Source organism: Streptomyces torulosus, assembly GCF_001419765.1.
In the GTDB taxonomy this organism is placed as follows: Bacteria; Actinomycetota; Actinomycetes; order Streptomycetales; family Streptomycetaceae; genus Streptomyces; species Streptomyces torulosus.
Map to the genome: position 1 here is coordinate 1 of NZ_LIRK01000156.1, position 11,313 is coordinate 11,313.

Annotated in this window: 13 protein-coding genes; 8 read left to right on the forward strand and 5 right to left on the reverse strand. The window is 69.8% G+C overall.

The features are described 5' to 3' along the window. Positions 1-109 precede the first annotated feature (109 nt). The 3 genes from AOK23_RS11745 (at position 110) to AOK23_RS11755 (ending at position 3,292) form a co-directional block, all read left to right on the forward strand. Entirely contained in the window at positions 110-808 is a 699-nt protein-coding gene (locus AOK23_RS11745; protein WP_055712668.1) for a TetR/AcrR family transcriptional regulator C-terminal domain-containing protein, read from the forward strand. 133 nt (positions 809-941) lie between these two features. Next, on the forward strand, positions 942-1,931 hold the full coding sequence (locus tag AOK23_RS11750) for an NAD(P)-dependent alcohol dehydrogenase (RefSeq protein ID WP_055712669.1): 990 nt from the start codon (positions 942-944) through the stop codon (positions 1,929-1,931). A gap of 143 nt (positions 1,932-2,074) precedes the next feature. Continuing rightward, positions 2,075-3,292 (forward strand): serine hydrolase domain-containing protein, encoded by a 1,218-nt coding sequence (locus AOK23_RS11755; protein WP_079049429.1) that lies wholly within the window; start codon positions 2,075-2,077, stop codon positions 3,290-3,292. A gap of 13 nt (positions 3,293-3,305) precedes the next feature. On the opposite strand, the gene AOK23_RS11760 is transcribed toward AOK23_RS11755, so the two are convergent. Beyond that, the gene (locus AOK23_RS11760) at positions 3,306-3,743 is read right to left on the reverse strand and encodes an Lrp/AsnC family transcriptional regulator (protein ID WP_055712671.1); all 438 of its coding nucleotides are present in this window, start codon (positions 3,741-3,743) and stop codon (positions 3,306-3,308) included. 168 nt (positions 3,744-3,911) lie between these two features. On the opposite strand from AOK23_RS11760, the gene AOK23_RS11765 reads away from it, so the two are divergent. Further along, positions 3,912-5,186 (forward strand): ArgE/DapE family deacylase, encoded by a 1,275-nt coding sequence (locus tag AOK23_RS11765; RefSeq protein WP_240496357.1) that lies wholly within the window; start codon positions 3,912-3,914, stop codon positions 5,184-5,186. Positions 5,187-5,274: 88 nt separating this feature from the next. On the opposite strand, the gene AOK23_RS11770 is transcribed toward AOK23_RS11765, so the two are convergent. Both AOK23_RS11770 and AOK23_RS11775 read right to left on the reverse strand, forming a co-directional pair. Next, positions 5,275-5,625, reverse strand: a complete 351-nt coding sequence (locus AOK23_RS11770; protein ID WP_055712673.1) for a hypothetical protein — start codon at positions 5,623-5,625, stop codon at positions 5,275-5,277. 305 nt (positions 5,626-5,930) lie between these two features. Continuing rightward, positions 5,931-6,161, reverse strand: coding sequence for a hypothetical protein (locus tag AOK23_RS11775; protein ID WP_055712674.1), 231 nt, complete (start codon positions 6,159-6,161; stop codon positions 5,931-5,933). A gap of 221 nt (positions 6,162-6,382) precedes the next feature. On the opposite strand from AOK23_RS11775, the gene AOK23_RS11780 reads away from it, so the two are divergent. Then, on the forward strand, positions 6,383-6,640 hold the full coding sequence (locus tag AOK23_RS11780) for a hypothetical protein (RefSeq protein ID WP_055712675.1): 258 nt from the start codon (positions 6,383-6,385) through the stop codon (positions 6,638-6,640). Between the two features lie 36 nt (positions 6,641-6,676). On the opposite strand, the gene AOK23_RS11785 is transcribed toward AOK23_RS11780, so the two are convergent. Further along, positions 6,677-7,273: a GNAT family N-acetyltransferase gene (locus tag AOK23_RS11785; protein WP_055712676.1), complete on the reverse strand. Its 597-nt coding sequence runs from the start codon at positions 7,271-7,273 to the stop codon at positions 6,677-6,679. A 294-nt stretch (positions 7,274-7,567) separates the two neighbouring features. Here AOK23_RS11785 and AOK23_RS11790 point away from each other — a divergent pair, with 294 nt between their 5' ends. The 3 genes from AOK23_RS11790 (at position 7,568) to AOK23_RS11800 (ending at position 10,656) form a co-directional block, all read left to right on the forward strand. Next, positions 7,568-8,848 (forward strand): serine hydrolase domain-containing protein, encoded by a 1,281-nt coding sequence (locus AOK23_RS11790; RefSeq protein WP_079049431.1) that lies wholly within the window; start codon positions 7,568-7,570, stop codon positions 8,846-8,848. 124 nt (positions 8,849-8,972) lie between these two features. Further along, positions 8,973-9,962 carry a BtrH N-terminal domain-containing protein gene (locus AOK23_RS11795; protein WP_055712678.1) on the forward strand — a complete coding sequence of 330 codons (990 nt, stop codon included), beginning with the start codon at positions 8,973-8,975 and terminating at the stop codon, positions 9,960-9,962. A 130-nt stretch (positions 9,963-10,092) separates the two neighbouring features. Next, positions 10,093-10,656: a dihydrofolate reductase family protein gene (locus AOK23_RS11800; RefSeq protein ID WP_055712679.1), complete on the forward strand. Its 564-nt coding sequence runs from the start codon at positions 10,093-10,095 to the stop codon at positions 10,654-10,656. Here the strand turns inward: AOK23_RS11800 and AOK23_RS11805 are convergent. Beyond that, positions 10,613-11,313: substrate-binding domain-containing protein (locus AOK23_RS11805; RefSeq protein WP_079049432.1), on the reverse strand; the 701-nt coding region annotated here is incomplete at its 5' end. The two genes, AOK23_RS11800 and AOK23_RS11805, sit on opposite strands and share 44 nt — an antisense overlap.

Genomic DNA, 11,313 nt, shown 5'->3' on the forward strand with positions numbered 1-11,313 from the left:
CTCGTCCGGACAAGGCCCGGAGCCCGACGACGCCTTCCGGTGACGAAGGTACAGGTTGACGTGTCACATCCGGGCCTTGTCCGGACGAGAGGGAGTCGTGGAGAGAACCATGCAGGCCGGCTCCGCCGGGCGCTCTCGCGCGCCTCTGAGCACGGAGCGGGTTCTGGGCGCCGCCGTCGCCCTGGCCGACGAGGGCGGAGTGGACGCGCTGAGCATGCGCAGGATCGCGCAGTCGCTGGGTGTCGTGCCCATGGCCCTCTACAAACACGTGGCCAACAAGAACGAGCTGCTGGACGGCATGATCGACGCCGTCGTCCGGGAGATCGACCCGCCGGCCCCCGACACCGACTGGAAGACCGCCGTTCGCGGGCGCGTGCTGTCGGCCCGTCGCATGCTGCTGCGCCACCCGTGGGCGGCCCAGGTCATCGAGTCGCGCATCAAGGCACGGACCACTCCGACCCCCGCGGTCATGGAGTACCTGGACTCGATGATCGGGGTCTTCCGGGACGGAGGGTTCTCGCTCGACCTCGTCCATCACGCCCTGCACGTCATGGGCAGCCGCCTGCTGGGGTTCTCCCAGGAGTTGTTCGAGGACTCCTCCCGCCCAGGGGCCGACCGTGAACCGGACCCGGACGCGATGCCGCCGGAGGAGATGGCCGCGCGCTACCCCCATGTCGCCGCACTGGCCATGGCGGTCACGCACGACGCGGATTCCGTCGTCGGATCGGGCTGTGACGACCAGTTCGAGTTCGAGTTCGCCCTGGACCTGACGCTGGACGGCCTCGAGCGGCTGCTCCGTACGGCCTGACCGGCCGGCGCGAAGGCTCCCCTCTTCCTCACCGCCGACCGCCCTTTCCTCTTGACGAGTGTACGCCGTACACCTACCTTGCCGTCATCAGGTCATGGGGTGTACGGCGTACACCCGACATCGGGGAGGCGCCGTGAAGGCGATCGTTCAGGAGCGGTTCGGCCCGCCGGAGACGCTGCGGCCGGCGGACGTGGACCGGCCCGAGATCCGGGCCACCGAGGTGCTGGTGCGGGTACGTGCCGCCGCGCTCAACCCCTTTGACTGGCACATGCTGCGGGGCGACCCGTACGTGGCACGGCTGGTGGGAGGTGTGGGGCTGACACGGCCGAAGTACCGGGTGGCCGGGATCGACGCGGCCGGAGATGTGGTGGCGGTCGGCGCCGAGGTGCGCGAACTGCGGCCCGGTGACGAGGTGGTGGGGTTCTGCCCGGGCGCCTTCGCCGAGTACGCGCGCACCACCGCGGATCTGCTGGTGACCAAGCCCTCCGCCCTGACCTTCGAGGAGGCCGCGGCCGTGCCGATGGGGGCGGTGACCGCCCTGCGCGGTATCCGCACCGTGGGCCGGGTGCGGGCCGGACAGCGCGTGCTGATCAATGGGGCCGCCGGTGGGGTGGGCACGTTCGCCGTGCAGATCGCCGCGGCGTTGGACGCGGAGGTGACGGGGGTGTGCAGCGCCCGGAACGCCGACCTGGTGCGCTCACTGGGCGCGGCGCACGTCGTCGACTACGGCCGGGAGGACTTCACGGACCGGCGGGGACACTACGACGTGATCCTGGACAACGTGGGCAACCGCCCGCTGAGGCGACTGCGCGGGGCGCTCACCCCGACAGGCGTCCTGGTCGCCAACGGCGGTGGCTCGCCCGGCCACGTGTTCGGGGCGATGGGGTCCATGCTGCGGTTGAGCGCGGTCAACGCGGTCGTCCGGCAGCGGCTCCGGCCGATCCTCCCGTCCGCCCCGGCCGGGCCCACCCACGAGGACCTGCTCGCCGTGACGGCGCTCATCGAGGCGGGCAAGCTCCGCCCGGTCGTCGACCGGACGTACCGGCTGGAGGACACCGCCGAGGGTGTGCGCCACGTGGAGGAGGGACACGCTCGCGGCAAGGCCGTGATCAGGGTGGCGTGAGGGGGTGGTTGGTCAGGCGTGTGGGGCGTGATCTGGGGTCGGGGTCGGGCAGCCAAGTGCGTTGTACGATCGTGCCGTCGGCCTCATGGACGTCCCGTGGCGAACTCGCGGGCCCGTTGTCGGCAGCTACGCAAGGACTCTGCATGAGGCTGCCCACATTCCGTGCCCCTGTCGTGTTCGCATGGGTTTCCGCCCTGGTGCTGGCCCTGGCCGGCTGCAGTATCAGCAGCGGTGGCGAGGAAGCCGGCCGGCGCCCGCCGGGCACCGTTTCTCCCTCCACCCCGACGCCGGATCCCACGGACAACGGCATCCAGGCGATCCTCGACAAGTCCCTGCCCCGCGGCGGGAGCGGAACGGTGATCGCCGCCCGGGACGGTGAGGTCACGCACTGCGCGGGCTACGGGATGGCCGATCAGGCCCACGGCACCCCGGCGACCTGCGACACGGTGTACGACCTCATGTCGATGACCAAGTCGTTCACGGCCGTGGCGATCATGAAGCTGCAGATGGCGGGCAAGCTGCGGGTCAGCGACAGGATCAGCGAGTTCGTCGGGCATGTCCCCGCGGACAAGCGCGCCATCACGATTCACCACTTGCTCACCCACACCTCCGGACTGCCCGAGGCCCTGGGGGACGACTACGATCCGGTCTCCCGCCAGGAGATGATCGACGGAGCGGTCACGTCCGAGCTGGTCGCCCCGCCCGGCACGAAGTTCTCCTACTCCAACCTGGGGTACAGCCTGCTGGCCGCGATAGTCGAGAGCGCCTCCGGCATGGACTACGAGCACTTCCTGGCGGAGCACGTCTTCGCTCCCGCCGGCATGAAGGACACCGGCTACGTCCAGCCGCGCTGGGACACGGAGCGGATCGCGGTGGAGTACGACGAACGGGGCGTCTCCCAGGGGCGGCCGCAGGACCACCGATGGGCCGCCGACGGCCCGTACTGGAACCTTCGCGGCAACGGCGGTCTGCTGTCCACCGCCCGCGACATGTACCGCTTCCACCGCGCCCTGGCCGACGGCACCCTCCTGGACCGCGACGCGCGGACCGCGATGTTCACGGCCCACTCCCCCACCGGCCTGCCCGGCTTCGACGGCTATGCCATCGGCTACGGGTGGGTCATCATGCCCGACAGGGGCCTCGCGACCCACTCCGGCGGCAACGACTGGTCCTACGGCGTGAACGTACACGCCGTGCGCGGCGACCTCATGGTGTTCTGGATCAGCAACCAGGCGGTACGGGACGGGAAATGGGACCTCCAGAAGATCGCCCGCTCCCTCACCTTCAAACTGATCAAGCAGCTCCGAGGCGGAGCGTCACTGTCGGCCGGCGGACGACGTGAGCCTCGGCGCTCGCGGTGATCCCTGGTGTCGATCACACGCGAGGCCGGTTCAACAGCCGGGAGAGCACGATGGCGCTCTCGGTCCGTTCGACAGGGGCGGTGGCACGCACGCGTTGGATGGCCTGTTCCAGGTGGGTGATGTCCCTGGCCAGCATATGGACGACCGCGTCGGCGGCGCCGGAGACCGTACAGGCTTCGACGACCTCGGGGATGTCCTCCAGGGCTTGGCACAGTTCGGCGGGGGTGGGATTGCCGGTGCAATAGACCTCGACGAAAGCCTCGGTATGCCAGGCCAACGCCTGAGGATCGATGAGAGCCGTGAAACCGCGGATCGCGCCGGTGGCCACCAGGCGGTCGAGACGCCGCTTGGCGGCGGGCGCGGACAGCCCGGCCGCCTTGCCGATCTCGGCGTACGTGGCACGTGCGTTGTGCAGCACACAGCGGATGATCGCTTCATCGATGGCGTCCATGACCTCACTCCCGACGTCAAGCCTGCGGCGCAGCGCAAGAAGTAGCCATGAACCCGCTGACATTGCAAGAAAGCGACAGTAGGCAGCAGCAAATGGCGATTGCTTGCGTGGTCCGCCGAACATAGTCTCCGGCTTGTCCTGATGTCACGTGCTGGGAGCAGTGTTGAGATGACAGCAAGCCTGAGCGATGTGGAAGCCTCGGCACTGGCCGCGGTGGACGAGGCGGCCATCGCCCCCTTGCTGCTGGAACTCCTCGCTGTTCCGAGCGTGACGGGGAGCGCCGCGGAGTCCGAGCTTCAGCACGTCCTGGCCCGGCATCTGGAACGGCTGGACCTCGATGTCGACCTGTGGTCCATGAACCTGCCCGAGCTTCGTGCCCATCCCCACTTTCCCGGCAGCGAGGCCCCGCGCACGGAGGCGTGGGGCCTGGTGGCCGGCACGCCGCCCCAGGGCGACGGGCCGACCCTGATCCTCCAGGGGCACGTCGACGTCGTCCCCTCCGGGGACCTGGCGCAGTGGGAGGGCGACCCCTTCCGGCCCCGGCTCACCGGGGACGTGGTGCACGCACGAGGAGCGTGCGACATGAAGGCGGGGGTGGTGGCGATACTCGCCGCCGTGGCCGCGATACGGGAGGCGGGCGCAAGGCTGCGCGGCCAGGTGTCCGCGCACCTTGTAGTCAGCGAAGAGGACGGGGGACTCGGAGCGTTCGGCACCCTACAACGCGGCCACACCGGTGACGCCTGCATCATCACCGAACCGACCAGCGGCGCGCTCATGACTGCGAACGCCGGCGCCCTGACCTTTCGCATCCAGGTACCCGGCCGGGCCACCCACGGCAGCACCAGATACGTGGGAGTGAGCGCCATCGACGCCTACCTGCCCATCCACCGCGCGCTCGCCCGTCTGGAAGCCCGCCGCAACGCCGGCGCCGAACCCCTCATGTCCGAATACCCCATCCCCTACCCGCTGTCCGTCGGCACCGTCCATTCCGGCGACTGGGCCAGCAGTGTGCCCGACCTGCTGGTGGCCGAAGGAAGACTGGGCGTCCGACTGGGCGAGGATCCGGCCCAGGCACGCACCGAACTGGAGGCGTGCGTGGCCGAAGCCTGCGCGGCCGACCCCTGGCTGCGCTCCCACCCCGCCACGGTGACATGGCCCGGCGGACAGTTCGCCAGCGGACGGCTGCCGGCCGGGCATCCGCTCGCGGCCCAGGTCGGCGACGCGCACGCCGATGTCACCAACGGCCCGCGACCTTCTGAACGAGGCGCCCCTTACGGCAGTGACCTGCGCCTGTACTCCGGGGCGGGCATCCCCACGCTGCAGTACGGCCCCGGCGACGTACGCCTCGCACACGGCCCACAGGAACAGGTCCGCGTGAGCGAGGTCGTCACCGTCACCCGGGCACTGGTGCTCGCCACGCTGCGCACGGTCGGCACCAAGTAGCCGTCGGCCAAGTAGCCACCAACAAGCACCGGGGGCTGGGGAATTACACGACCACCAGGTCCTGAAATCACCGTCGCCGCGCTCTGGCTCACAGCCACCGCTTGGCTGCTTCGACGCTGTCGCCGCCGCTCGTGTTGAACGCGATCGCCGCCTTCGGCGCGTGACGGTGGACCAGATTCACGACCTGCTCAAAGAGTGGCAGGAGCGGCTCCGGCTTGCGGATGCCACCCCCGATGACGACGACGTCCCAGTCGTGTTCGGACAGTGCTGCAACGATTGCCGGCTCGGCCGACTCATCCAGCTCGATCAGCGTCATGGACGCATCGATGGCGTGTCCGCCGAATCGAGCCAGTTCCTGATCGAGGGCCACTCGAAGGGCGTCTCCGTCCATGCCGGGCACTGCACGCGGGTCGATTCCAAGAATGAGAACGCGAGGCATGCCCAGAGGACGATCAGCCATACGTCCAGGTTCCCTCAAGGCCAACTCAGGCGCTCAGCCACAAGATCACGCAGCCCCGGAGGTTGAGAGACAAGCACCGAGATGGCGCGGGAACGCTCCTCGTTGGGTGTCCTCTGCCGCCTGCCGGGAGGGACCCAGCGCAAGATCATTGCTATCGAGTACGACACGCGACTGGCGATCGGCTCCGTCCCGGGCGATCCGCATCAGCTGGCGCCCCTCACCCTCCTGACGCCTTCATCGCCCGACGCCCCGACACCCGGCCGGCGTGCAGCCACCCTTGCAGTTCAGGGGGACACCGGCGTCACCACCGGCTCACAGGCCGTGCCGCAGCTCATCTCCAGCCACAGTGCCAGGCCGATCACCGAGAAGAGCACGGCGAGGACGGACACGTAGAGGAGGCGCCAAGGCAGTTCCAGCGCCTCGGGGCCCCAGAGCAGCCCTCTGCCGATGATCAGCATGAGGGCGGCGACGGGCAGGAGCAAGGCAGCGAGGACACTCAGCAACGCCGACAGCACCAGCGGCCTCCCTAGCGGTGTGCGGTGAGTGGGTTCGGGTTCTGGTCCACGATGGGCACGCCTACGAGACTACGGTCCATGTCGCCGCTTCGAGGAGGGAGCGGGAGCAGGAACCGACCCTTGACCTGGCCGGGTTCGACGGGAGTTGCGTGTTCCCTGGGCAGATGTCGGGTATTACTTCCGGGCGGTGGCGGGTCCGCCTGCTTCCGGGAGGGGGTGCCATGACCGGCAAGAATCGGATTCGGATTCTGAGCAAGAACCGTGTCATCGGTCTGCTCATGACCGTGTCCACGATGGTGGCCGCGATTCCACTGGGCGTTCTGGCGTTCGCCGATCACGCGCTCTGGGCGTACGGCCTCTTCGAACTGCTGCTCGGCGTTCTGATCTTCGGTGTCGCCATGCTGATCATGGGGGATCACTTCGAGGAGTCCGGGGGCGAAACCAGCGGGAACGACGGGGTCGGCCTCGGAGGTCTGTAGGCTCGGCGCGTCGGTGGCGAGTCGGTGAGCGCGGCGTCAGGTCGGCTCGGGCGCCGTCAGCCGCATCACCCACCGCCACTTCGCGATCTTGCGTTGGCGGACGAAACCGAAGCGCACGTACAAGTCTTCAGGGCCCGTCTGGAAGTAGGCACCGCGCTGTGGCGGTCGGCCCTCGGACTGTTCCGGGTAGGCCTCGACCGTTCCCCCGCCCGCCGCTGTGATCGCCTCCAGCGCGGCGCCGACCGCGGCGCGGGCCACTCCCTGTCCGCGGTGCCTTGAGGCGGTGAAGACGCAGCCGATCCGCCAGTCAGGTAGGCGGTCGAGGTCTTCGGCGTAGGTGGCGGTGTTCTTGATGGTGGGGAGCTCCGCCGGAGCGCCGAACTGGCACCAGCCGACGCACTCGTCGCCGGAGTAGACGAGCACCTGATGGCAGGTACCGCGGTCGACGTGGGCGCGTTTGGCGGTTCGGTTGTCCTCCGGGCTCCTGGCGTTCCGCACCCCCTCCGGGTGGAACGCCATGCACCAGCAACCGCCCCACACCCCGTTGTGCTTCTCCACGAGGGCCGCGAAGTCACCCCAGGTCTCCGAGGTGAGCAGCCGAGTTGTGTACGTGGGTGCGTGCCCTTCCGTCATCACCGCATCATCGGGCGTCACTTCGGTACCGGGCAAGTGGATGGATCGGATCACGGGACGCGATGCGGCTCCGGCCAGTGACCACCGGGCTGCGGGCTCCGGCCAGCGGGCTGTCGGGCTGTCGGGCTGTCGGGCTGTCGGGCTGTCGGGCTGTCGGGCTGTCGGGCTGTCGGGCTGCGGCAGCGCTCTCCCCGCCCCCCTCGTGTGTCACGATCACGCGCCTGACGGGTGATCTTCCTGCCGTTCCGTGTCGGGCCGGCCGCCAGCGTGGTGGTCGACCTCGATACTCCGGCCATGAGATCAGCCCGTTCACCCCGGCCGCGGCTCGCCGCGGTCACCGCTCTGGCCGCGCTCCTCGCCCTCGGCGCCCCGGCCACCGCAGTCGGCACCACAGCCCGCACCACCACGTCCGGCGGTACGGCGGCCCGCACGGCCGTGGGCGCGGCGGAACGCGACGGTCATCGCCGGGCCTGCGTCAGTTCCGCGGCGCCCGGGCGCGGCAAGGCACGTGACATCCGTCGGATCGCCGAGAAGGCCCAGGTCGAATCAGGGCTCAAGTCCGTGATCCTGCGGGTCACGCTCGGCGGCCGGGAGATCATCACCACCGCGCTCGGCGAATCGATGACGGGGGTTCCGGCGCGGCCCGCCATGCATTTCCGCAACGGCAACATCGCCATCAGCTACATGGGCACAGCCCTGCTGCGGCTGGTGGACCAGGGCCGGGTACGCCTCGACGACCCCGTCGCACGGTGGCTGCCCGACCTCAAGGACGGCGAGCGGATCACGCTCCGCATGCTGGCGTCGTCGACGACCGGGCTCGCCGACTACGTCACCGCGCCGGGATTCGCCCAGACCATCGCCGCCAACCCGTTCCGTCAGTGGAGGGCCAGGGAACTGGTGGACGTCTCCACCAGCAGGCCGCACTGGTACCGGCCGGGCACCAACTGGAACTACTCGCACGCCAACTTCGTGCTGCTCGGCGCCGCCCTGGAGAAGATCACCGGGACCCGTCTGGACGTCCTCCTCGAACGGGAGGTCATGGGGCCGCTCGGGCTGCGTGAGACCCGTAACAGCTTCACGCCCGAGATCCCCGAACCCGTCCTGCACGCCTTCACCTCCGACCGGGGCACCTACGAGGAGTCCACCTTCTGGAGCCCCTCCTGGACCACGGCCCCCGGCGCCGTGCAGACGACCGACATCTGCGACCTCGCCCGTTCCGCGACCGGCATCGGCTCCGGTGCGCTCCTCTCCGCCGACGCCTACCGGGAGCTCCTGGATCCCGGCACCGTGGGTCTGGGCAAGCCGACCCGTACCTGCCCGGCAACCATCTGCCTCGCCAACACGAAGAAGACCCACTACGGGATGGGCGTCCTCGTGCTCGGGGACTGGGTCGCCCAGCACCCCCTCTTCTTCGGGTACTCCGCGTCGCAGGCCTACCTCCCCGACCAGGATCTCGCCATCGCCGTCGCCACCACACAAGGGCCCACAAGTCCCGACGGCCACACCGCTCACGCCGTCGTCCAACGCATCGCCGCCGCCCTCACCCCCGACCACCCCATCCCCAACTACCCGTGATCCGGGGGAGAGTGGGGGAGATCGGAAGCGCCGGGAGCCGGGGCGGATACGGGTAACGTGTCGGATCGCCGGACGAGACGGCCGGTGATCCGGACCGCCCCAAGCCTCCCTGGGAGTACTCCTCATGACCATGGTCGACGGCATCGACGTCCGGGGTATGCAGCACTGCGAGACCACCACGCTCGCGGTGCTGCTGCGCCATCAAGGACTCGATCTGTCCGAAGCCATGCTCTTCGGGCTCGGTGCCGGGCTGTCCTTCATCTACTGGGACAGCAAAAGCATGGACTTCCCCTTCCTCGGGGGGCGCGTCAAGCCCTTCACTCTCACCACCGGCCTCGCGGAGAGGCTGGGGCTGGAACTCCAGGTGAAGGAGACCACCTCGCCCCGCAAGGCCTGGGAGAACGTGACGGCCGCCGTCGAGGCCGGCCGGCCCGTGGGGCTGCAGCTGGACAGCTATCACCTCGACTACTTCACCTCCCGCGTGCACTTCGGCGGGCACATCGTCGCCCTCTACGGCTACGACGACCAGCACGCCCATCTCGTCGACACGGCCCAGCAGGGCGGCGCGGTGACCACCAGCCTGGACGGTCTCGCCCGGGCCCGGGCCGAACGCGGGCCGATGACCGCGAGGCACCGCTCCTTCACCCTCACCGTCCCGGCGGACGCCGCCCCGCCCCGGGAACGGATCGTCCCGGCCATCACCGCCTGCGCCGGCGCCTTCCTCGACCCGCCCATCGCCAACCTGGGCCACCGGGGCATCGACAAAGCCGGAAAGCTGGTCCCCACCTGGCTCCGGCGGAGCGACAATCCCGAGCGCGATCTGCCGCAGGCGGCCCTGCTGATGGAGAAGGCCGGTACCGGCGGTGCCCTCTTCCGCAACCTCTACCGCGACTTCCTCGCCGAATGCGCCGAGCAGATCGACAGCCCCCACCTGCGCACGGGGCACGCGCTGTACGCCGAAGCCGCCGGGCTGTGGACGCACACCGCGGCACTCATCACCCGAGCCGGTCAGACCGGCGACGCCCAGTACCTCGTACAAGCCGGCACCCAGCTGCGTGAACTCGCACGGATGGAACGCGAAGCCATGCAGGCGCTCAGCCGTCTGGAGTTCTGAACGCGCTCACGGCCCGCCGGCGTTCTTCGCAAGCAGCCGGCGGTGCGGCGTACGGCATCCGACGGTGCGTCGTACGTCATTCGGCGGCGGGCGGTCGTACCGTCGGACGCGTCACCGAGGAGGACTTCTGATGCGCAGAGTGACCTATTCGATGAATATCTCGCTCGACGGGTACATCGTCGGGCCGGACGGCGGCTTCGACTGGGCGCCGCCCGACGAGGAGGTCTTCCGTTCCTGGATCGACGAGATCCGAGGGGTCGGCACCCATCTGCTGGGGCGGCGGCTGTACGAGACGATGCTGTACTGGGAGACCGCCGACGAGGACCCCTCGCTCGACGAGTCGCAGCAGGAGTGGACCGCGCTCTGGAAGCCGCTTCCCAAGGTGGTGTTCTCCACCACGCTGTCGACGGTGCAGGGCCATGCCCGCCTGGCATCGGGCGGCCTGGCGGAGGAGATCGAGCGGCTGCGGGCCGAGCCGGGGACCGGCGACATCGCGATCGGCGGCGCGACGCTCGCCGCCAAGGCCGCCGAGCAGGGGCTGATCGACGAGTACCGGGCCAGGGTCTACCCCGTGCTGGTCGGGGGTGGCATTTCCTTCTTCCCCCGGCACGAGCGGCACGTGGATCTCGAACTCCTCGACACCCGCACCTTCACTTCGAAGGTCGTCTACCTCCGCTACCGCGTGGTGCGGTGAGAGCCGCCCCCGGCATCTCTCCGTCCGCCCACTGCCGCGTCATCTCCTCCGCGAGAGCCTCCGCCGCCGGCGACGTCCACCGCCTGCGGTGGCGGGCCAGCCGTACGGGCACATCGCTGAAGTCCGGCGCCGGTACGCGCGCCAGTCTGCCCTGGCGCACCTGCTCCTCCACGCTCGTCAGCGGCAGCAGGGTCAGACCCAGTCCGGCGGCGACGCACGAGCGGGCCGCGTCGACGCCGCCGAACCGGGTCAGCCGGGGCCGGGCGTCCGGCACGGCGAGCAGCCGCCGCTCCAGTGCGTCGCTGTACGAGCAGCCCTCCTCCAGCAGGAAGAAGGTCTCCCTCGCCAACCGCGCCCAGGTCGGAGCGTGTTCGCGTCCCGCGAGGGGGTGCCCGGAGGCGCAGACGAGGGCGAGTTCCTCACGCGCGACCGTCTCGGCCTCGACATCCGGGAAGGGCAGCTCCGCCTCCTCCTCCAGCAGCAGCGCCAGATCCAGCCGCCCGGACCGCAGCCCCTCCACGCATTCGCCCGTTCCGGCCGCGTACAGGTCGACGTCCACCTCGGGATGACGGGTCCGCAGTGCGGCGATCACCGGGGGCAGCCTGGTCGCGCACAGCGACTCGGGGGTACCGACGCGCACCCGCCCCCGTAGGACCC